19 protein-coding genes and 1 pseudogene are annotated in these 20,957 nt (G+C 69.3%); all 20 read right to left on the reverse strand.

The features are described 5' to 3' along the window. Positions 1 to 148 (reverse strand): annotated as a pseudogene (locus IT779_RS32900) (4-hydroxy-2-oxovalerate aldolase); the annotation flags it as partial. Continuing rightward, on the reverse strand, positions 145 to 1,071 hold the full coding sequence (locus IT779_RS32905; protein WP_196153394.1) for an acetaldehyde dehydrogenase (acetylating): 927 nt from the start codon (positions 1,069 to 1,071) through the stop codon (positions 145 to 147). The gene IT779_RS32905 and the pseudogene IT779_RS32900, both read right to left, overlap by 4 nt. A 12-nt stretch (positions 1,072 to 1,083) precedes the next feature. Further along, on the reverse strand, positions 1,084 to 1,869 hold the full coding sequence (locus tag IT779_RS32910; RefSeq protein ID WP_196153395.1) for a 2-keto-4-pentenoate hydratase: 786 nt from the start codon (positions 1,867 to 1,869) through the stop codon (positions 1,084 to 1,086). Between the two features lie 144 nt (positions 1,870 to 2,013). Next, positions 2,014 to 3,216, reverse strand: coding sequence for a cytochrome P450 (locus IT779_RS32915; protein ID WP_196153396.1), 1,203 nt, complete (start codon positions 3,214 to 3,216; stop codon positions 2,014 to 2,016). 304 nt (positions 3,217 to 3,520) lie between these two features. After that, the gene (locus IT779_RS32920; RefSeq protein ID WP_196153397.1) at positions 3,521 to 4,759 is read right to left on the reverse strand and encodes a cytochrome P450; all 1,239 of its coding nucleotides are present in this window, start codon (positions 4,757 to 4,759) and stop codon (positions 3,521 to 3,523) included. Between the two features lie 76 nt (positions 4,760 to 4,835). Further along, positions 4,836 to 5,030: a ferredoxin gene (locus IT779_RS32925; protein WP_196153398.1), complete on the reverse strand. Its 195-nt coding sequence runs from the start codon at positions 5,028 to 5,030 to the stop codon at positions 4,836 to 4,838. Between the two features lie 61 nt (positions 5,031 to 5,091). Further along, positions 5,092 to 6,315 (reverse strand): NAD(P)/FAD-dependent oxidoreductase, encoded by a 1,224-nt coding sequence (locus IT779_RS32930; RefSeq protein ID WP_332839070.1) that lies wholly within the window; start codon positions 6,313 to 6,315, stop codon positions 5,092 to 5,094. Positions 6,316 to 6,344: 29 nt separating this feature from the next. Beyond that, entirely contained in the window at positions 6,345 to 6,998 is a 654-nt protein-coding gene (locus tag IT779_RS32935; RefSeq protein WP_196153480.1) for a TetR/AcrR family transcriptional regulator, read from the reverse strand. Positions 6,999 to 7,084: 86 nt separating this feature from the next. Further along, the gene (locus tag IT779_RS32940) at positions 7,085 to 7,906 is read right to left on the reverse strand and encodes an SDR family NAD(P)-dependent oxidoreductase (protein WP_196153400.1); all 822 of its coding nucleotides are present in this window, start codon (positions 7,904 to 7,906) and stop codon (positions 7,085 to 7,087) included. Further along, complete coding sequence (locus IT779_RS32945) at positions 7,903 to 8,760, reverse strand: alpha/beta fold hydrolase (RefSeq protein WP_196153401.1); 858 nt, start codon at positions 8,758 to 8,760, stop codon at positions 7,903 to 7,905. The genes IT779_RS32940 and IT779_RS32945 overlap by 4 nt, the downstream gene beginning before the upstream one ends. After that, the gene (locus tag IT779_RS32950) at positions 8,757 to 9,911 is read right to left on the reverse strand and encodes a 3,4-dihydroxy-2-butanone-4-phosphate synthase (protein ID WP_196153402.1); all 1,155 of its coding nucleotides are present in this window, start codon (positions 9,909 to 9,911) and stop codon (positions 8,757 to 8,759) included. The genes IT779_RS32945 and IT779_RS32950 overlap by 4 nt, the downstream gene beginning before the upstream one ends. Beyond that, entirely contained in the window at positions 9,908 to 10,525 is a 618-nt protein-coding gene (locus tag IT779_RS32955; RefSeq protein WP_196153403.1) for an NADPH-dependent FMN reductase, read from the reverse strand. Before IT779_RS32955 ends, IT779_RS32950 begins: the two co-directional genes overlap by 4 nt. A gap of 68 nt (positions 10,526 to 10,593) precedes the next feature. Further along, positions 10,594 to 11,583 (reverse strand): cyclase family protein, encoded by a 990-nt coding sequence (locus IT779_RS32960; RefSeq protein WP_196153404.1) that lies wholly within the window; start codon positions 11,581 to 11,583, stop codon positions 10,594 to 10,596. Between the two features lie 39 nt (positions 11,584 to 11,622). Further along, positions 11,623 to 12,435 (reverse strand): coniferyl-alcohol dehydrogenase, encoded by an 813-nt coding sequence (locus IT779_RS32965; RefSeq protein ID WP_196153405.1) that lies wholly within the window; start codon positions 12,433 to 12,435, stop codon positions 11,623 to 11,625. Positions 12,436 to 12,532: 97 nt separating this feature from the next. Further along, positions 12,533 to 13,849: an LLM class flavin-dependent oxidoreductase gene (locus tag IT779_RS32970; RefSeq protein ID WP_196153406.1), complete on the reverse strand. Its 1,317-nt coding sequence runs from the start codon at positions 13,847 to 13,849 to the stop codon at positions 12,533 to 12,535. Then, the gene (locus tag IT779_RS32975; RefSeq protein WP_332839071.1) at positions 13,846 to 15,654 is read right to left on the reverse strand and encodes an FAD-binding protein; all 1,809 of its coding nucleotides are present in this window, start codon (positions 15,652 to 15,654) and stop codon (positions 13,846 to 13,848) included. Before IT779_RS32975 ends, IT779_RS32970 begins: the two co-directional genes overlap by 4 nt. Next, positions 15,651 to 16,634 carry a 3-carboxyethylcatechol 2,3-dioxygenase gene (locus IT779_RS32980; protein WP_196153407.1) on the reverse strand — a complete coding sequence of 328 codons (984 nt, stop codon included), beginning with the start codon at positions 16,632 to 16,634 and terminating at the stop codon, positions 15,651 to 15,653. Before IT779_RS32980 ends, IT779_RS32975 begins: the two co-directional genes overlap by 4 nt. After that, positions 16,591 to 18,270, reverse strand: coding sequence for a bifunctional 3-(3-hydroxy-phenyl)propionate/3-hydroxycinnamic acid hydroxylase (locus IT779_RS32985; RefSeq protein WP_196153408.1), 1,680 nt, complete (start codon positions 18,268 to 18,270; stop codon positions 16,591 to 16,593). The genes IT779_RS32980 and IT779_RS32985 overlap by 44 nt, the downstream gene beginning before the upstream one ends. Positions 18,271 to 18,273: 3 nt before the next feature. Further along, entirely contained in the window at positions 18,274 to 19,137 is an 864-nt protein-coding gene (locus tag IT779_RS32990; RefSeq protein WP_196153409.1) for an alpha/beta fold hydrolase, read from the reverse strand. Between the two features lie 49 nt (positions 19,138 to 19,186). Continuing rightward, entirely contained in the window at positions 19,187 to 20,827 is a 1,641-nt protein-coding gene (locus IT779_RS32995) for an FAD-dependent oxidoreductase (protein ID WP_332839072.1), read from the reverse strand. Positions 20,828 to 20,957 lie beyond the last annotated feature (130 nt).

The raw sequence follows: 20,957 nt of genomic DNA on the forward strand, positions 1-20,957 counted from the left end.
CATGGGTCACCTCGATCACCGGCACACCCGCCGCGTCCAACGCACGCACGATCGACACCACCTCATCGGCGGTGAACTGATGACGCTTGTGATGGGAACCATCACGCAGCGACGTGTCGGTGATACGAATGTCCCAGATGTCGCTCATCGGTGTGCTCCAGTTGTCTCGGAGGCGATGCCGAGCAGGCTTTTGGCGATTTCCTCGCCGACCTTGGTGGCGGCGGCGGTCATGATGTCGAGGTTACCGGCGTACGGCGGCAGGTAGTCGCCCGCGCCTTCGACCTCGACGAATACCGAAACCTTCGCCATGCCACCGGAGACCACCGACGGCTCGTCGAACTGCGGTTCGTTGAGCAGGCGGTAGCCGGGGACGTAGGTTTGGACCTGGGCGACGACCTCGTGGATGGAGGCCGCGATGGCGGCGTGGTCGGCGTCTTCGGGGATCGCGCAGAAGATGGTGTCGCGCATGATCATCGGCGGGTCGGCGGGGTTCAGGATGATGATCGCCTTGCCTCGGGTCGCGCCGCCGATGGTCTCGACGCCGCGGGAGGTGGTCTTGGTGAATTCATCGATATTGGCGCGGGTGCCGGGGCCTGCGGACACCGACGAGACCGATGCGACGATCTCGGCGTAGGGCACGTCGACCACGCGGGAGACGGCGTAGACGATCGGGATGGTGGCCTGACCGCCGCAGGTGATCATGTTGACGTTCGGCGCCTCGACATGCTGGCGCAGGTTCGCGGGCGGGATCACGGCGGGGCCGACGGCGGCGGGAGTCAGGTCGACGACTCGGATGCCTGCCTCGGCGTAGCGGGGCGCCGCGGCGCGGTGGACGTAGGCGGAGGTGGCTTCGAAGACGATATCGGGCTTGTCCGCTTGTGCGAGCAGCCAATCCACGCCTTCGGCGGTGGTTTCCAGGCCGAGGTCGGCGGCGCGGGCCAATCCTTCGCTGCCGGGGTCGATTCCGACCATCCAGCGCGGCTCGATCCAGTCGGAGCGGCGCAGTTTGTAGAGCAGGTCGGTGCCGATGTTTCCGGATCCGACAATGGCGGCAGACGATTTCGTCGGCATGGCAATCCTTCTCTAGTCGAAGCGCAGGTGGACCGAACCGAGGCCGGCGAATTCGGCGTGGAAGGCATCACCGGGACGCGCGTCGATCGCACGGGTGCAGGAACCCGGCAACACGATGTCGCCCGCCTTCAACCGCACCCCGAACGACGCCACCTTGCGCGCCAACCACGCCACCGCGATCACCGGATCACCCAACACCGCGTCACTACGGCCTTCGGCCACGACCTCACCGTTGCGGGTAAGCACGGCGTCGATGCCCTTGATGTCGATATCCTTCGGCGCGACCCGCTCCCGACCCAATACCCACCCGGCCGAGGACGCGTTGTCGGAGATCGTGTCGCACAAACCGATTTGCCAGTCCTTGATCCTGGAATCGATCAGCTCGATCGCGGGCGCGTAAGCCACCGTCGCGGCGAGCACATCGGCTTCGGTGCACTCTTCGCCGGGCAGGTCCGCGCCCAACACGAAACCGACCTCGACCTCGACACGCGGCAACAGATATCGGCTCGTGTCGACCGGGACTTCCTCGAACACTTGCATATCGGCCAGCAGATGGCCGTAGTCGGGCTCGTCCACGCCCATCATCTGCTGCATCGCCTTCGACGAAAGGCCCACCTTGTGGCCGATCACCGTCGCGCCGTCGGCCAGCCGGCGCCGAATATTCAGCAGCTGGATCTCGTAGGCGTCGACCACATCGATATCGGGATACCGGTCGACCAATTTGTCGACGGCCACCCGATCCTGTTCGGCGAGGGCGAGTTCATCGGCCAGCGTCTGTCTGATTCCGGCGGTCAGCATGCTGCCCCCTACCTGGTAGCCATCCGCCGCGACACCGGCGGCGGCACGAATCTCGGCTGGTGACGAGGCCCGCACGGCGTCGGACGGGCCTCGTCGGTTCCCTCGCGAGTGACGCCGCGGCCGAGGGGCGGCGTCGGGAGCCGATCAGGGGATGGTGGCGGGCAGTGTTTCCCAGCCGCGCACCGTGGAGGTGGGCGACAGGTGGGCCTTGCCGAGGTCGACTTCCCAGGTCGGGAAGCGCTTGAGGATCTCCTCGAGGGCGATGCGGCCTTCCAGGCGCGCCAGCGCGGACCCGAGGCAGTAGTGCGTGCCGACGCTGAAGGACAGGTGCTGGCGGGTGTCGCGGTGGATGTCGAAAACGTCGCCGTCGGGGGCGAATTGGCGTTCGTCGCGGTTGGCGGCGCCGATGAGCATCATCATGCAGCTGCCTTCGGGCACGGTCTGCCCATGGATTTCGACGTCGCGGGTGACGTAGCGGGCGACGTGCGGCGCGGGCGGTTCGAAGCGCAGCAGCTCTTCGACGGCCTTGGGGATCAGTTTCGGGTTCTCCACCAATTGCGCGCGCTGGTCGGGATGTTCGGCGAGCACCTTGCCCGCCCAGCCGATGAGGCGGGTGGTGGTCTCGTTGCCCGCGCCCGCGACCACGTTGACGTAGGTGAGCAGTTCTTCGCGGCTCAGTTTCCGGAAAGTGCCCTCGTGGTCCTCGAACTCGACGTTGAGCAGTTCGGTCATGATGTCGTCGGAGGGGTTCTCCACGCGCCAGTCGATGTACTGGGCGAAGATGTCGCCGGTGGACATGCCCTCGGCGGCGGCCTTCATCGGCTTGCCTTCCTCGGTGCGCATCTGGGCGTTGGCGAAGTCGCGGATGGCTTCCTGGTCTTCCTCGGGGATGCCGAGCAGGGAGCCGATGGTGCGCATCGGCATCTGGGCGCCGAGGTCGGCGACGAAGTCGAAGCTTCCGGTGCCGACGCGCGGGTCGAGGCTGTCCGCGCAGTACTGGCGGATCTTGGCCTCGAGCGCCTGGATCTTGCGCGGGGTGAACATGCGCGAGAGCAGGCTGCGGTGGATGTCGTGGATCGGCGGGTCCTCGAAGATCAGCACTCCCGGCGGGATCGGGATGTTGGCCTTGATCAATTCGATGATGGCGCCGCGCGCGGAGCTGTAGGTGTCCTTGTCGATCAGCGCGGCGTTCACGTCGACGTGGCGGCTCAGCGCGTAGAAATCGTGCTTCTCGTTGTAGTAGAGAGGCAGCTCGTCACGCAGACGCTTGAACATCGGGAAGGGATCGGCGTTGAGCTCGACGTCGTACGGATCGTAATAGACGTCACTGGCCGCGCTGGTGGTCACAGAGGGTCGCCTCTCGCAGAACTGGGGTGATGCTTCGGCTTCGCGGACCAGCCGCGACCGAGATTCTTACGGTGCCTATCGAGTGTAAATATGCCAATCCGCATTTGCAACTAACCCTCTCTCATGAAGAGAGGATCATTCTCACGCAACCGGAAGGATTCCGAGTCGGCGCGCCGCTCGACCGGACGCCGCCCGCGCGAGGATGCCGGAAACTCGCACCGTGCGACCGCCGCACCGCGGTGTCGATGACATCGGGTAGCGGCGGCCGCGCGGGGAGAATGCGATTATCGGCGGGTGTTGTGCCCTACCAGGTGACCGGCAGCTCGTAGGTGCCGTAGGCCAGGCGGTCGTGCTTGAACTCGATCTTGTCGAGCGGCACGGCCAACCTCAGCGTCGGAATCCGCTGCGCCAGCGTGCGGAACACGATCTGGAGCTCCGCGCGCGCCAACTGCTGGCCGACGCACTGGTGCGGACCGAATCCGAAGCTGAGGTGCTGGAGCGCGGGCCGCTTCAGGTCGAGGGCCTCGGGATGCTCCCAGGCCGCCTCGTCCCAGTTGCCGAGCGACAGATCGAAGATCAGCCCGTCGCCCGCGCGGATCGTCTCGCCGCCGATCTCGATGTCGTCGATCGCCACGCGTCGCTGACCGTTGTGGATGATGCTCAGGTAGCGCAGCAACTCCTCCACCGCGTTGGCCACGATCTTGGGATCGTCGTTGTCGCGCAGCAGGGCGAACTGCTCCGGGTTCTCCAGCAGCGCGAGCGTGCCGAGGGAGATCATGTTCGCGCTGGTCTCGTGGCCCGCGATGAGCAGGCCGGTGCCGAGCTGCGCGGCCTCCCGCATATCGATCTCACCGGCGCGCACCCGCTCGGCGATATCGGTGAGCGCGTCCTCGCCGGGCTGCTCGAGCTTGAGTTTGATGAGGTCGACGAGGTAGCGGGCCAGTTCGGCGCGGCCCTCGGCGGCCTGCTCCTTGGTGGCGAAGCGATCGACGTTGACGCTCGCGTAACTCTGGAAGAACTCGTGATCGCCGTAGGGCACGCCGAGCATCTCGCTGATCATCAGCGTCGGCACCGGCAGCGAGAGGGCCGCAACCAGATCACCGGGATTCGGGCCGGCGAGCAGGCGATCGATGTGCTCGTCGGTGACCTGCTGGATCACCGGGCGCAGCGCTTCGACCCGCTTGAAGGTGAACGGCTTGGTGAGCATGCGGCGGTAGCGGCTGTGCTCCTCGCCGTCGGTGGTGAACAACGACTTCGGGCGCTGGTCCTTGATCGCCTTCATGCCTTCGTTCCAGTGCGGGAAGCCCTCGACGTGGTCGTTCACGCTGACGCGCGGGTCCGACATCAGCGTCTTGTACTCCGCGTAGCCCGCGACCAGCCACGGCGTGCTGCCGTCCCAGATCCTGACGCGGCTCAGCGGCTTGGACTTGCCCGCGGCGAGCAGTTCGGCGGGGGGCGCGAACGGGCATGCCGACGACCGGAGCAGCGGGAATTCGGGTATCGCCGCGGTATCGGTTGTGGTGTGGGTCGGCGCTTCGGTCACTGGTCACTCCTGAGCATCGGTCGCGGCGGCGCCGCAAGGTGGTATGGCCCCGCGGTGACGCCGCGGGGCCAACGGTTCATTCCTCGATCTGGATCGCCATGGCGGGGCATACGGCCGCGGCCTGGCGAACGTCCTCGGCGAGTTCTTCCGGAGGGTTCTCGTCGAGCAGCACGACGATGCCGTCCTCGTCGCGCTGGTCGAAGACGTCGGCGGCGTGCATGACGCAGTGGCCCGCCGCCACGCATTTGACCTGATCGACTGTCACCTTCATCGGAACCTTCTTTCCTGGGATGTGTGCTTCGGGGTGCGCCGCCGCAGGGAGTTCACCGCGGTCACGACGCGTTCGCGACCGGACCGGCGCCACCGGGCGCCGCGGGCTCGGCCGTGAGCGCGTCGACCAGTTTCTGGCGCTGCATCCTGGCCTGTTTCGGCATGTTCCAGCCGAGGACCGCGGCCACCGAGCCGCCGCGGTCGTAGCGGACCACGAAACGGCCGTCGGCCGGGTCGCCGTCCACGACGGTGGCGACGGCGTCGGCGGTGACGGTGCCGTACACCTGGATCTTCGTCGTGAACTGATCGGTCCAGAAGTAGGGAATGGGCCGGTATGCCTGTTCGCCGCCGACGATATTGGCCGCGACCACGCCCGCCTGCTCGATCGCGTTGGTGCGGTTCTCCAGCCGGATCGCCGCGCCGACGCCGGGGTGGTGCCAGCGCGCGACATCGCCGACGGCGTAGATGCCATGGGCCGCACGGCATCCGGAGTCGCAGACGACGCCGTTGTCCAGGGTGAGTCCGCTGCCGACGAGCCAGTCGGTGTTCGGGCGCGCGCCGATGGCGACCACGACCAGGTCGGCGGGGATCGTCTCGTCGGTCTCCAGTCGCACGCCGGTGACGGCGCCGTCGCGGTCGGTCAGTCCCGACACCCCGACGCCGAGGCGCAGGCGCACGCCGTTGTCGGCGTGCAGGCGGGCGAGCATGCCGGAGACCAGTTCGCCGAGTTGACTCGCCATCGGGGCGGGCTGCGGACCGGTCATGGTCACCTCGAGCCCGGATTGCCGAATGGTGGCGGCGATCTCGGCGCCGAGGACGCCTTCGCCGACCACCACGGCGCGGGTGGCGCGGGTCAGGTCGGCGCGCAGCGCGAGGGCGTCGTCGAGGGTGCGCAGGACGTGCACGCCGCGCAGGCCGTCGGGGGCGGGCAGGGTGCGCGGGGTGGCGCCGGTGGCGATGACGACGTGGTCGGCGGCGTGCGTCGCGGTGGCGGTGCGCACCGCGCGCTCGGCGGCGTCGAGGGCGAGCGCGGGCTTGCCGAGGACGATCTCGACATCGAGGTCGGCGAGCATGCGCGGGGCGCGCAGCAGGGTGCGTTCGGCGGGCCACGCCGAGGAAAGCACCTGTTTGGACAGCGGCGGGCGGTCGTAGGGCAGGTGCGGTTCCGCGCCGAGCAGGGTGACGCGGTCGCCGTATCCCTGCCTGCGCAGCGCTTCCACCGTGGCCAGTCCCGCGGCGGAGGCTCCGACGACGAGCACTCCGGCGCGGCGTGTGGTTGCGGTCACGATTTCCTCTCCAGGCATGTTCGGTGGCCTCACCCGCGGCCGACGACCGGCGCGGTGTAGAGGCCGGTGATCGCGTCGACCAGGCCGTTCGCGGTGGATTCCCAGCCGGGGCGCAGGGCAGAGCCGTCGGCCAGCGCGCGTTCGTGTTCGGCGCAGGTGTGCACGATCAGCAAGCGCGCCATGGCGTTTCGCTCGCGCCGCAGCTCCGGGGTGAGCTCGGGCAGGCAGCGGTGCAGGCCGTCGATGATGCGCTGCAACGCCTTCGAGGCGAGCGACTCGTCGGCGAGCAGGTCGCGGAAGCCGGGGTCGGGCATGAGCTGGGCGCTGAAGCGGGCGTACCAGGTGGGTTCGCCGAGACAGGCGAGGTGTTCGGTCACCGGGCGGACCAGGCAGGAGACCCAGTCGCGCAGGTCGGTCGAGCCTTCGGCGGCCGCGGCCAGCTCGCGGCACAGCTGCTCGGTGTGGGCGTGGTGGCGGCGCACGATGGCGCGCACCAGGTCGGCCTTGGCGCCGAAGTGGTAGCCGACGGCGGTGTTGTTGCCCTGGCCCGCGGCCTCGCTGACCTGACGGTTGGACACGGCCGCGATGCCGCGCTCGGCGAACAGGCGCTCGGCGGCGGTGATGATGGCCTCGCGGGTGGAGTTGGCCTGTTCGGCGCGCGCGGATCTGCCGACAGCGGGCATGGTGGTCCCCTTCCGAACGATCACCTCGTGCCTCCAGTCAACTCTTGTGCCGCAATTAAGTCAACTGATTGACTTAAACAAATGTTTCAGCCCTCGACGGGCTTCTTCCTGCGCGGGCGCAGCGGCTTGCCCGCCACCGTGCCGCCGTCGATGGCGAGCACGGTCCCGGTCACGTAGCGCGCGCGTTCGCAGGCCAGATACACCGCGGCCTCGGCCACGTCCTCGGGCTTGCCCTCCACGCGCAGCGGGCGATCGGCCTCCATGCTCTCGCGCATCGTCCTGGTGAACCGCTCGGCCAACTCCGGTGACATGGTGGCGGCCGCCGAACTCAGCAACGGCGTCGGGATATTGCCGGGGGCGATACAGTTCACCCGAATACCGAACTGCGCCAACTCGATCGCCGCCGATTTGGTGAAGTGGATGACCGCAGCCTTCGAGGCGCGGTAGCTCTGCACGCCGCCGCCCGCCTGGATGCCGCCGACCGAGGACAGGTTGATGATCGACCCGCCGCCGTGCTCGGACATGTGCCGCGCGGCGTGCCGGGTGCCCGCCATCGTGCCGAGCAGATTGACCCCGAGCACGCGGTGGAAATCGGCGAGGTCGTCGTGCAGGAAATCCTTGTGCATGCTGCCGGAGATGCCCGCGTTGTTGCACATGACGTGCAGCCCGCCGAACGCCTCGACCGCGCGCGCCACCAACCGCTCGATGCGGTCCGGATCGGAGACGTCGACCTCCTCGAACAGCGCCGAGGAACCGAGCCGCGCCGCGAGTTCGGTACCGCGTTCCTTGTCGAGGTCGGCGATGACCACCTTCGCGCCCTCGGCGGCGAAACGCTCGACGATGGCGCCGCCGATGCCGGAGGCGCCGCCGGTCACGACGGCGACCAGACCAGCCAGATCCTCGGTCATACCCTTACTTCCTTTCCGTCGGCGTGCACCTCGGCGTGTTCACCGAGAAAGGCGAGCAGCAGCGCGTTGACCGTCTCCGACTGCTCGATCTGCGGGCAGTGGCCCGCGCCGGGCACCACCGTGGCGCGTCCGCCTGGTATCTGCTCGGCGATCGCGGCGGCCCAGCCTGCGGGCAGCAGTTTGTCGCCGCCGCCCTCGACCACGAGCGTGGGCACCGCGATGCGGTCGTAGCGGCGGCTGCTCGACGGCGGCGGCGGGGCGTCGGCCCCGGGTCGACGGAATCGGGCCGCCGCCAACGCTTCCCACGCGCCCGGCGCGATGCTGGACTCGTAGCGGCGGCGCACGTACTCCTCGTCGGCCGGATAGCTCGGGTCGTGGAACAGCGCCGTCACGATGAGCCGCATGGCCGCCAGGGTGGCGTCGTAGTCGTAGAGGGCGCGCATGTGTTCGTTCTGCTGGATCTCGCCGCCGCCGCAGATCGCGACCAGCGACCGCATCGGCAGCCGCGGCCGCTCGGAGGTCGCGTCGACCAGCAGGTTGATCGCGCCCATCGAATTGCCGACGAAATGCGCGGCGGCGACGCCGAGAAGCTCGAGCAGGCGTGCGATGTGCCGGATGCGCATGCCGCGACCGTCGGTGAAGTCGAGCACCTTGGCCGACCCGCCGAAGCCGAGCATGTCCGGCGCGATGACACGATGGTGCAGGGCGAGCGCGTCGATGGTTCGCTCCCAAGCCAATTCGGCGTCGACGCCGAATTCGCCGCCGTGCAGCAGCACGACCGGCTCGCCCGCGCCCGCCTCGAGGTAGTTGGTCGTCAACCCGTCGACGACGATGGTTCTGCGCTGCGCGATCACGGAATACTTCCAATCGGGTCGAGGCGATGGGGAATGGCGGCGTCGCTCAGCGGCACCGATTCCACGACGTGCACGTGTTCGGGCGCGAGATGCGCCTCGCCGGTGTCGGCCAGCAGCCGGATCTCGCGCATGCCGAGTTCGTCGAGGATGTCGAAGGCCGATTGCAGGTCGCTGTGCCCGACCGGATGCGCCGCGCCCGCACCGGGGTCGGCCTGCGCGCTCACGCACAGGGTGTCGCGCACCGCCGTGGTGCGGGCCCGGACGTAGATGAGTGCGCCGCAACCGGATTCGGCCACGCTGTGCAGCGCCTGCTCGAGCCGGGCGCGGCAGCGGCAGTGTCCCGAGCCGAGTACGTCGCCGAGTATGCATTCGAAATGCAGTCGGACCAGCGGGGTCACCCCCGGCGCGAGATCGCCGTGCACGAACGCGATGTGCTCGCGGTCCAGACCGTCGGTGAAGCCGATCGCGCGGAACTCCCCCGCCGCCAACGGGATACGCGCCTCGCCGCGACGGGTGACGCGGCTCAGCGCGCGCCTGCGGTAGGCGAGCAGATCCTTGACGAAGACCACGGGCAGATCGTGTTCGACGGCGAGGCGGCGCAGCGCCGACAGGTCGGGCGCCTCGCCGTCGGCGTCGCAGACCTCGCACAGCAGCGCGGCGGGCGCCATCCCGGCCTGTTCGACCAGATCGACCGCGGCCTCCGGCGTCGCCGCCACCGACAACACTCCGTCGGCGGCGCAGCCGAGCGGGAAGATGTGGCCAGGCCACTGGAACTCCGCCGCGACGCGCGTCGGATCGGCCAGCGCGCGAATGGTCTTCGCGCGCCCCGAGGCGCTCACGCGGTTCGCGTTAGGGCCCGCGAGCGCGACCGAGACGCGGAACATGTCGCGGCCGGGGCCGGTCGCGGTGGGGTCGGCGGGCGGAATTCCCAAGGCGTCCAACGCGGCCGAACGCATGGCGACGTGCGGCAGTCCGCGCGCGAGGGTGGTCACCGCGTTCACCGACGCGGCCGTGACGTGTTCGGCCGCGAGGACGAGGTCACCGCGGAACGCGCCGTCGGCCTCGCCGACGACCAGGACCATCCGCCCGGCCCGGAGCGCCGCCGAGGCATCGGCCACGGCGGTCGGTCCGGTGTACCGGGGTGCGGTCATACCCGGACACCGCCGGAGGGCACAACGGTCAGCAGCTGGGTGGCGAGCATGTCGAGCTGTCCGCTGACGGTGGCGTCGGTGAGGGCGCCGTCGGCGTCCCAGATCGGGTCGGCGGAGTTGATCGCGACGCCGAGCGGAGTCGGCCAGGCCCGCAGCGCGTGCCCGATGGCCCGCAGCTGGCCGAGGGTGCCGACCGCGGCCTGCCAGCCGTAGGCGCAGCTGATCACCCCCCACGGCTTGTTGTCCAGGTAGACGGTGGTGTCGCCGCGCATGTCCTCGATGTAGTCCAGGGCGTTCTTCACCAGACCGGAGACGCCGCCGTGGTATCCGGGCGAGCCGATCACCACGGCGTCGGCGGCGCGCAGCGCCTCGACCATGGCCAGCGCCTTCGGGGTGCGGTCGGTGTCGTGCGGGTTGTACATCGGCAGGTTGATGTCGTCGCCGCTGAACAGCGCGGTGCGCCCGCCCTGCCGCTCGACCGAGGACAGGCAGTGCCGCAGCGCCCGCTCGGTCGACGAGCCCGCGCGCAGCGTCCCACCGATCCCGACGACGAACAGGCTGCGGTCCGCGATCGTCTCGGCGTCGCCGCTCGCGGTGGTCGTTGATGCGGTCATGGCAGATAACCTCGTACTTTCTCGGGTGCGAGAGGGTCCCGCCCGCGGGTGCGGGCGGGACCGCGCGCCTACTTGATGGCGATGGGGTTCAGCGGTGAGCCGACGGCGCCGACGACGCTCAACGGCGGTGCGACCAACTGGAATTCGTAGACGTGGTCGGCGGCGCAGTCGGCCGCGAGCGCGGTGAGGTTCCAGTACTCGCCGAGCATGAGGCCCATGTCGCGCAGGCACAGCATGTGCATGGGCAGGAAGGTGCCCTCGACGCCGGAGGCCGGGTCCTCGACCATCAGGTTGTCCGCGGCCACCGCGGCGATCTCGCGCTCGTGCAGCCACTTCGCGCAGGTCCAGTCGAGGCCCGAATAGGGCTCGGAGCCGTCGCCCGCCTCCTCGAAGCGCGCCCACCAACCGGTGTGGATGAGCAGCACGTCGCCGCGGCCGACCTCGACGCCCTGGCGCTTGATCACCTCGTCGAGTTCGTCGGGGGTGATGGGGTTGCCCGCCTCGAGGAAGGTGTCCGCGCCGCGGTGGCGAACCAGGTCGAGCAGGACGCCGCGCGAGGTGATGCCCTTGCTGTCGACCTTCTCGATGCCGAGGTGGTATGCGCCGAGGCTGGTCACCGAATCGGCCGGGAAACCGTTGTAGAGCTTGTCCTCGTAGTAGACGTGCGAGAGCGCGTCCCACTGGGTCGCGGCCTGCAGCGGCATGATGATCATGTCGTCGTTGAAGCGGAACGGGTTGTCGGCGAAGAAGCCACTCAGTTCGTGACCGACGCTGTTGCGCAACCACTTCGGGCCGTACTCGGCCAGCGTCGCGGCGTCGCCGCCGTCCACCGTCATGACGTGCACCGGATTCTGCCGGAACTTGAACGCGCCCTGCGGTCCCGATGAGCCGAAATCGACGCCGAGCGGGAACACCCGCCCGTGCCGCACCAGGCCCGCGGCCTGGGTCACCTTGTCCGGGGTGATGAAATTGAGCGTGCCGAGTTCGTCGGCGGCGCCCCATCGGCCCCAGTTGCGCACCTCGTCGGCGAGCCGACGGAAGTCGGTCAAACTAGCCACGATGCTTCTCCTTCCACACTTTTCACTCGTATTCCGGGGTCACGTCCCGGCTGTGACACCCGCGATGCGAGCTCCCACATTGCCGCCGTCGACCCAGATCACCTGGCCGGTCACGTAACTCGCGGCCCGGCTGTTGAGGAAGACCAGGACCGCGGCCTGCTCGTCCGGTTCGGAGACCCGACCCAACGGCTTGGGGATGGTGTCGAGATAGTCGCGGCCGTATGCCGACCGCAGTTGGTCCAGGATCGGGGTCTCCGTCACGCCCGGTCCCGTGCAGTTGATGCGGATGCCGCGCGCGCCGAGGGCGACGGCGTTGCGCATCGTGTAGTAGATGATCGCTTCCTTGGACAGGCGGTAGCCGCCGTCCGCGACAGCGTCGGGATTGGCCCGACACCAATCGATTCCGGAGTCCATGCCGTCGGTGTCGAGCAGCCCGTCGACCTGATCGCGGTGCTCCAGGTAGGAGGCCGCCGCCAGCGACGACACGCTCGCGACGGTCGATCCCGCGGGCATGCCCGCGAGGACCGCTTCGGTGAAGCGCCGCAGGCCGAGGAAGTTGATGGTCACCACGCGGATCGGATCGCCGATTCCGGAGGAGACTCCCGCGACGTTGAACAGTCCGTCCGCGCCCGCGCCGACCGCGGCGACCGCGCGGTCGATGGACTCGGCGTCGGACATGTCGACCCGGTGGAATTCGTCGAGATCCTCGGTGGGCTCGGCGATGTCGAGCCCGACCACCGTCGCGCCGAGTTCGCGCACCTGCCTGACCACGCTTGCTCCGATCCCCGAGGAGCAACCGGTCACGACGACGCGTCGGCCGTCGTAGCGCCACAGGTCATCGATACGTCCCACGTCGGGTACCGCCTTCGGGTCGGGATGGTCTTGTCCGGGTCGTGCGGCGAATCCGCCCCGCGGCCGCGAAAGACGCGGCCACGGGGCGGAATTCGGGTCACTGCTGCTGCGCCGCCTCGGCCTCGTCCTTGAGGCGCTGGGCCGCCTGCACGCGACCCTCGTTGATCTCGGCCATGGCCTCGGGGATCTCGCTCGCGGTGAAGCTGCCGCCGCGACCGGTGGGCAGTCCGCCGAAGGCGTAGTCCTCGTCGAAGGCGGGGGTGACCAGGTTCTTACGCCGGGCCTCGACCTTCTCGAGGATGGGCTCGAGGCGCTTGGCCTTGGCCGCGCGGGCCGCCTCGTCACGCTCGATGAACTCGGGAAGCACTTCCTTGCCCATCAGTTCGATGGACTCCATGGTGCCCTCGTGGCTGCGCGGGTTGAGCAGCAGGATGATCTCGTCGACGCCGCTCTCCTCGTAGCCGCGCAGGAACTCACGCACGGTCGCAGGCGAGCCGATGGCGCCGCGGCCGGGGCCGTAGGCCAGCGTGTCGTCTTCCTTGACGGCGTCGAGGTAGGTGTCCCACACGCCGGTGCGGCCGGGGGTGTGCTGGCCGGTCATGTAGTAGTGCATGATGCCGAAGGAGAAGAAGCCGCCGCCGAGGCCGAGGCGCTTGACGGCCTCCTCGTCGGTCTTGGCCACCATCATCGACAGGTCGCCGCCGATCGCGAGGATGTTCGGGTTCAGCTCGGGAAGCCAAGGCTCACAAGCATTCTCGAACTCGTCGTAGTAGCCGCGCACGCGGTCGGCCAGCGGGCCGGGGCCGGTGTAGGCGAAGCTCAGCGCGCCCGCGCCCAGGCGCGCCGACATCTGCACCGAGGAGGGGCGAGTACAGGCCACCCACACCGGCGGGTGCGACTTCTGGTGCGGCTTGGGGATCACGTTGCGGGCGGGCATCTGGATGTGCTCGCCCTTGAACCCGGTGAAGGGGTCCTCGGTCATGCAGCGGATGGAGACCTCGAGCGCCTCCTCCCACTGGGTGCGCTTGTCGGCGGGATCGATGTTGAAGCCGCCGAGCTCACCGACCGAGGACGACTCGCCGGTGCCGAACTCCACACGGCCGTTGGAGATCAGGTCGAGAGTCGCGACGCGCTCGGCGACGCGAGCCGGGTGGTTGATGGCAGGCGGCAGGTGCATGACGCCGAAGCCGAGGCGGATGTTCTCGGTGCGCTGGCTGGCCGCGGCGAGGAAGATCTCCGGCGCGGTCGAGTGGCAGTACTCCTCGAGGAAGTGGTGCTCGGTCAGCCACACCGTGGAGAAACCGGCCTTGTCGGCGGCCTCGACCTCTTTGAGGCCCTCCTGGAACAGCTGACGCTCGTCGTCGGGAACCCACGGACGCGGCAGGGCGAATTCGTAGAACAGGGATATTTTCATTGACTTCCTCCGATGGAATCGAACGTGGGTTTGTCCGAACTTGATTCGGCTGTTCCGGCTTGCGCCGCTCGCCCGGTCGCCCCGTCGGGGAGTTGTCCGGTCAAGTGCTGCACCGCGATGTAGCCGAAGGTCATCGCGGGCCCGATCGTTGCGCCCGCACCCGCGTAGCTGCGGCCCATCACCGGCGCCGAGACATTGCCCACCGCGTACAGTCCGGTGATCGGCGAACCGTCGGTCCGCAGCACGCGGGCGTGCTCGTCCGCGCTGAGGCCGCCCGAGGTGCCGAGATCGCCCGGTATCAGCCGGAACGCGTAGTAGGGCGGTTTGCGCAGCGGCGCGAGATTGGGGTTGGGCAGGGTCGGGTCGCCGTAGTAGTTGTCGTAGACGCTGTCGCCGCGCTGGAAGTCGTCGTCGTGACCCTTGCGCGCCAGTTCGTCGAAACGTTGCGCGGTGGCGCGCAGCCGGTCGGCGGGCACGTCGATCTTCTCGGCGAGCTCCTCCCAGGTGTCGGCGGTCTTGACGACGCCGGACTCCAGCCACGCCTTCGGCACCGACCATCCCGTCGGCACCGGCGCGAACGGAATCTTGGGCAGCGGAAGGTGTCCCGCGACGACGTAGCGGTTGAAGGAGCGCTTGTCGGTGATGAGCCAGCTCGGTATGTGGGTCACCCCGGACTTCTGGCCCTCGATCATGGCGTGACCGAAATCCATGTACGGCGCGGCCTCGTTGATATAGCGCTCACCGGCTCCGTTGACGATGAACTGGGACGGCATCATCCGCTCGTTGAGCATGAATTGCAGTCGGCCGTCCGGCCATTGGATGGAGGGGAACCACCACGCCTCCTCCATGAGTTCGGTGCCCGCGCCGACTTCTTCGCCCGCGCGGATGCCGTCACCCATGGACTCCGGGTTGCCGAAACTCCAGTCCTGGTCGATGACCGGCTCGAATTCCTTGCGCCAGACCATGTCGTGGTCGAAGCCGCCGCTGGCCAGCACGACGCCTCGGGTGGCACGCACCCTGAGCTCGACGCCGTCCTTCTCCACCACCGCGCCCAGGACCGCGCCGTCGGGTCCGGTGATGAGCGAGGTCATGGGCGAGTTCAACCACAGCGGGATGTCCCGTTCGGCCAGCGCCAGGCGCAGCCGCGCCACCAGGGACTGCCCGATCGCGGCGATCCGGTCGCCGAACACCCGCGCGCGGACCATGCGCCAGAGCAGTTTGACCAACACGAGTTTGCCGCGCCAGTTCTGGCGCACCTGGTAGAACAGCCGAAGATCCTTGGGGCCGAGCCAGATTCCCTTGGGCGCCAGCGCCAGCGGGCGCAGCAGGCGGTCCTCTTCCGCGCCGAGTTCGCGCAGGTCGATCGGCGGCACGTTGATCGTGCTGCCCTGTTCCGAGCCACCGCGCAGTTCCGGGTAGTAGTCGGCGTAGCCCGGCTTCCAGACGAATTCCATCCAGCGGCTGCGCTTTTCGAGGAAATCCATCATCTCCGGCGACTTGTCCACGTAGGCGCGCAGTCGCGCGTCGGTGACCAGGCCCTCGGTGATCAGGCGCAGGTATTCGACCACCTCGTCCGGATCGAGTTCGAAGCCGTCGCGTTTCTGGGACGGCGCGTTGGGCACCCAGATGCCGCCGCCGGACAGCGCGGTCGAACCGCCGTAGTGGGCGGCCTTCTCGACCACGAGCGCGGACACGCCTGCGGCCTCGGCGGTGAGCGCGGCGGTGAGTCCGCCGCCGCCGGAGCCGACGATCAGCACGTCGACGGTGTGGTCGAAGGAGTCGGTCTCGATCGGTTCCGCGGTCACGGGCGCCTCCCTGTCGTGGTCGTGTCGTTCATCGATGCCGCGATATCCGAAACCGCTGTGCGGAGCGCGAATCCGGCGATGAGCGCGGGTGCGCAGCGGTAGTAGCGCTCGGTGGTCCGGTACGGGCCCTGCGCGGCGAGCGCGGCGAACGCCGCCACCCAGGTGCGCACCTCGTGCGCGGAATTGCCCGCCTCCTTGGTGATCCAGGAGTTGGTCCACTTCCCGAACTCGTCGAGGGTGCCCTCGTCGAGCACGGACAGGAAGGCGCGGTCCCATTCGGGGTTGAGGGCTTGCAGCGGCCCACGTCCGTCGGCGAATTCCCGCGCGGCCTCGATGACCCGTTCCTGTCTTGCCTGCCGTGCCTCCGGTGACATGGGCCCGCCGAGCACGATTCGGTCGCGGACCGGGCCGATGGCCGTGGCCAGCGCCGGGACCGGCGGATCATGGGAGAGTCCGCCGGACCCGATAACGAGCACGCGCTTGTCGAGGGTCGCCAGGTACCGGCCGACCGCGTGGCCGAGGGCCTGCGCCCGCGACAGCGGACCGAGCGGCACCGCCACCGAGTTGACGAAGATCGGCACCACCGGACGCGCGGTCGCGCTGCCGAACAGCCGTTGCAGCGGCTGCACGGTGCCGTGGTCGACGTCCATCGTCACCGACACCGCGGTGTCGACGCCCGCATCGAGCAGGAATTCCGCGAGGTCGCTCGCGAGGTCGGCGGGCACGTCGAGCGGACCGGCGTGGGTGCCGTAGTCGCCGACGCCGGTTGCCGCGGTGCCGACGCAGAACGCGGGCATCGTCCGGTAGAAGAAGCCGTTGTAGTGGTCGGGGGCGAAGGTGACGACGAGTTCAGGGTCGAAGTCGGCCACGAACCGCCGCGCCCGCGACAGCGCGGCGTCGATGTCGTCGAGCAGTTCGCGCTCGGGACCGGGCAGGTCAAGCAGAGGGCTGTGCGAGACGCAGCACAGGGCCAGCGGCATCGGGTCCTCCAGTGGTCAGTGCGAGTGCGTCGATCAGCGCGGCGCTGAGTTCGGGGGCGTGCTGGGCGATGGACGAGCCCGCGATGCAGCGGTCGGGGCGCAGGAACAGCACCGAATCCAGTTGGCCGTCGAAGAAGCGCTTGAGCCCGCCGGTGCGGTCGCCGACCACGAGCACGTCGGGATCGTCGTGGCCGGTCCAGCGCAGCTGGGTGGAGGGACGCGCGGCGACGAAGGTGGCGCCCAGATCCTTCCAGCGCTGGAATTCCTTGTCGCCGAGCACCTCGCGCGGGCGGTTGTTCCAGCACAGCACGGCGAACCAGGAGCCGAGCGCCTCGTCGAGGGGGATGTCGGCGCGATCGCGGGTGTCGACCCTCGGCTGCACGAACAGCGTGCCGACCGCGGATTTCGGCGACCGCGACCATTCGTGCACCACCGCGCCGCGGTCGTAGCGCGGCATCGGCTTGAAGCGCATGCCGAGCACGTAGCGCTTGACCGGCGGAATCGCCGCCGCCGCGCGGACCAACACGTCGCGCACGGCCACGACCCTGCGGTTGGTCGGCGAGATCACCTTGCCGACCATGGTCGACAGGTCGATCATGGCGCGCGCGTGCTTGCGGCGCTCCTGGTCGTAGCTGTCGAGCAGCGCGTCGCCCGCGATGCCCTTGGCCACCGCGGCCAGCTTCCAGCCGAGGTTGGCGGCGTCGCGGATGCCGCTGTTGTAGCCCTGGCCCTGCCACACCGGCATCAGGTGGGCCGCGTCGCCCGCGAGCAGCATGCGGCCCTTCCGGAAAGTTCCCGCGATGCGCGAGTGGTGGGTGTAGACCCGGCGCCGGATGATGTCGAGCTTGTCGGGATAGGGGACGAACGGCGCGACGAGGCGTTCGACGAAGGCCGGATCCTCGGCGAGTTCGTCGGGTTCGTCGTCGTGGATCATGAATTCGAACCGGCGGATGCCGTGCGCGATGGAGACCGAGACATTCGGTCGGTTCGGATCGGCGGCGACCTCGATATTGGGGTGCCCCAACGGATCCGAGGCGATGTCGACCACGAGCCAGCGGGTCGCCGATGTGGTGCCCTCGAAACTCACGTCCATCTGGCGGCGGGTGGCGCTGCGGCCGCCGTCGCAGCCGACGACATAGCGCGCGGTCACCGTTTCGGTCCCCGCCGCGGTCTCGAGTTCGACGCGCACCCGGTCACCCTCGTCGACGCAGGAGCTCATCGCCGATGACCAGCGCACCTCGACGCTCGGGAAGCGGTCGAGGCCCGCGAGCAGTTCGGCGTCGACCAGCGGCTGCACGAAGCCATTGCGCTTGGGCCAGCCGAATTGGGTGTCGGTTGGCGCGATCTCGGCGAGCAGCCTGCGCCGCGCGTCGACGAACCGCATGATCTGGTTCGGCGTCGTGTGCGGCAGGATCTGCTCGACCAGTCCGATGGACTGGAAGGTGCGCAGCGATTCGTCGTCGAGGCCGACGCCGCGCGGATAGTCGATGAGCGTCGCCCGCTCCTCGACCACCCGGGTGCGCACCCCGTACATGCCGAGGGTATTGGCCAGCGTCAGCCCGACCGGGCCTGCGCCGACCAGCAGCACATCGACGTCGACCGCGGATTCCGATACGGCGGTGAGGTTCTCGGACACGCCTCACCCGCCGAGCAGGAAGTCGAGGTGCAGCGCGTCGAAGTTCTTGGCGTCCTCGTACTGCGGCCAGTGCCCGCAGTCGGGCATGACCTCGAAGCGCGCGCCGGGAATCATCGAGGCGATGCGCCTGCCCTCGGTGACGTCGGCGGTCGGGTCGTCACTGGTCCACAGCACCAGCGTGGGCGCGGTGATGCGCCCGTAGTCTTCCGGCCCCAACAGGTTTCGCGCCCGGATGACCGGATCCTGCAGCGCCATGATGTCGCGCATGGCGTCGACGAAGCCGGGCTGCCGGTAGATGCGCTGGCGGCTGGCGACGATGTCGTCGTAGTCCTTGCTCTTGTCCGCCATCAGCCATTTGATCCTGGCCTGCACCGTTTCCCAGGTGGGGTCGGAGACCGCGGCCATCGACAGCGTGATGATGCGCTTCATGACCTCCGGGTCGGCCTGCGAGCCGCCCGCGGTGTTCAGCACCAGGCGTTCGATGCGATCGGGGTGGTCGATCGCGGCGCGCGCGGCAACCCAGCCGCCCAGCGACTCGCCGCTCAGCGCGACCCGCTGTGCCCCGACGGTGTCGAAGAAGCGGACGAGATGATCGACGTAGTGCGGGATTTCGAGCGGATGGCCGGGCTTGTCGGTGTACCCGTGCCCGAGCATGTCGATCGACCAGGTGGAGAAATGCTCGGCGTGCGAGGCCAGATTGCGGATGTAGGCCTCCGCGTGCCCGCCCGACCCGTGCAGCAGGACCAGCGCGGGTCTTTCGGTGTCTCCCGCGTGTAGATACCGGGTGCGCACGCCCCCGACGTCGATGTATCCCTGCGAGAACGCGACACCTTGGAGGTCACTCCAGATGCTCTCGTAATCCGCCACTCTCAACCCTCCGTCTTCCCTACCCGATCGCCTGTTCCGCACTCGCCCGTCAGGATTCCGCCGACGCGCCGGTCGCCGCCGCGTGTCCCGCGCGGTAACCGAAAACCATTCCGGGGCCGATGGTTCCGCCCGCGCCGCCGTAAGCCCGGCCCGTCACGCCCGCCATCGCGTTGCCGACCGCGAACAGTCCGGGGATGACCGAACCGTCCACGTGCAGCACCCGCGCGTCGCGGTCGGTGCGCGGGCCGCCCTTGGTGCCCATCGCGCCGACGGTCACCGGAACCGCGTAGTAGGGGGCGGTGTCCAGCGGGCCGAGGGTGCGACCGGCGACGGTGGCGGCCGACTGGTCGCCCCAGTAGCCGTCGTAGGCGCTGGCGCCGCGGCCGAACGCCGGGTCGACCTCGGCGGCCACGTCGCGGTTCCAGGCGGCCACGGTGGCGGCGAGCCCGTCGGGGTCGATGCCGGTCTTGGCGCCGAGTTCGGCGAGATCGGCGGATTCGCAGAACCATTCGGGTACCGCCTCGCCGGGCGCGATGCCGAGGAAACCGTAGCGGCGCAGATGTTCGGCGTCGAAGACGATCCAGCCCGGATCGTTGACGTAGCCGCTCTTGGGGTCGAGGTAGTGGAAGGCGCCCGCCATCGAGTTGTATTCGCCCGCCTCGTTCGCGAAGCGGCGCCCGGCGCGGTTGACCATGATGCTGCGCGGGCGGGTGCGCTCGAGCCGGACGCTGCGGCTGCGCGGGTGGCCGTCGATGGTGTCGCCGGGGATGCGCACGATCGGCACCCACCACGCCTCGCTCATGGTGCCGAGCGCCGCGCCGTGCGCCATCGCCATGCGCAGGCCGTCACCGGTGTTGTTGGGCGGGGAGACCGGGCCGTGCATCGGGCCGCGCAGGTAGGCGCGGACCAGGTCGGCGTCCCATTCGAAGCCGCCGGTGGCCAGCACGACGCCGCGCCGGGCGCGGATGCGCGATTCGCCCGCCGCGGTGACGATCCTGACGCCGACGACGGCGCCGTCCTCGGCGATCAGCTCGACGGCCCGCGCGCCCGTGGTCGGCACGACGCCCGCCTTAAGGACGCCTTCGAGCAGGCCCGCGATGAGCGCGGTGCCCGCGACGCACAGGTCGGCGGAGTCGTCGCCGATCTCGGCGTGCAGCCGCGCCCTGGTCTCGGCGTCGAAGCCGACATTGCTCCAGTCGGCGGGAAAGGCGGTGATGCGCTGCCCCCACGCGCCGATGCGGCTCAGGTCGAACGGGGCCGGGCTCAGCGAGCGGCCGCCCTGCGGCTGGCCGCCGGGGAGTTCGGGTTTGTAGTCGGGGAAGCCCTCGGCGATGTCGAAGCGCACGCCGCTGTTCTTCTCGACGAAGTCGACCATGCTCGCACCGGTGCGCACGAAGGTGTCGACCAGGGCCTCGTCCATCGAGCCGAAGGACTGGGCGCGCAGGTAGTCCATGGCGTCGGTGACGCTGAGCGGGCCGACCGGGGACCGGTCGTGCGCCGGGATCCAGGCGATGCCGCCGGAGACCGCGCTGGTGCCGCCGACGGTGGCAGCCTTCTCGAAGACCGCGACCTGAGCGCCCGCGAGCGCGGCGGTCAGCGCGGCGGTGAGTCCGGCCGCGCCGCTGCCGAGCACCGCGACGTCGACTTCGGCATTCCAGGTCCCGGTGGGCAGATCCTGCGGAGAAGGCACAGCGATTCCTTTCGGCGGCACGGGTCGTGGCGGGGTGGCGACAGGCGGTCGCGCACTCGCTCCGTGGCGGGGCGAGTGCGCGGGCCCGGACGGGCACGCCCCGGATCGGCGCGAAGAAGCGACCTCAGGG

Origin of the sequence: Nocardia bovistercoris, from assembly GCF_015674855.1 — a bacterium.
GTDB classification, from domain to species: domain Bacteria; phylum Actinomycetota; class Actinomycetes; order Mycobacteriales; family Mycobacteriaceae; genus Nocardia; species Nocardia bovistercoris.

What these genes read in the sequence shown, in the direction of transcription:
- IT779_RS32905 (WP_196153394.1), bottom strand. Translation starts at nt 1,071, where the DNA reads ATGCCGACGAAATCGTCTGCCGCCATTGTCGGATCCGGAAACATCGGC.
- IT779_RS32910 (WP_196153395.1), bottom strand. Translation starts at nt 1,869, where the DNA reads ATGCTGACCGCCGGAATCAGACAGACGCTGGCCGATGAACTCGCCCTC.
- IT779_RS32925 (WP_196153398.1), bottom strand. Translation starts at nt 5,030, where the DNA reads ATGAAGGTGACAGTCGATCAGGTCAAATGCGTGGCGGCGGGCCACTGC.
- IT779_RS32935 (WP_196153480.1), bottom strand. Translation starts at nt 6,998, where the DNA reads ATGCCCGCTGTCGGCAGATCCGCGCGCGCCGAACAGGCCAACTCCACC.
- IT779_RS32940 (WP_196153400.1), bottom strand. Translation starts at nt 7,906, where the DNA reads ATGACCGAGGATCTGGCTGGTCTGGTCGCCGTCGTGACCGGCGGCGCC.
- IT779_RS32950 (WP_196153402.1), bottom strand. Translation starts at nt 9,911, where the DNA reads ATGACCGCACCCCGGTACACCGGACCGACCGCCGTGGCCGATGCCTCG.
- IT779_RS32955 (WP_196153403.1), bottom strand. Translation starts at nt 10,525, where the DNA reads ATGACCGCATCAACGACCACCGCGAGCGGCGACGCCGAGACGATCGCG.
- IT779_RS32970 (WP_196153406.1), bottom strand. Translation starts at nt 13,849, where the DNA reads ATGAAAATATCCCTGTTCTACGAATTCGCCCTGCCGCGTCCGTGGGTT.
- IT779_RS32980 (WP_196153407.1), bottom strand. Translation starts at nt 16,634, where the DNA reads ATGCCGCTGGCCCTGTGCTGCGTCTCGCACAGCCCTCTGCTTGACCTG.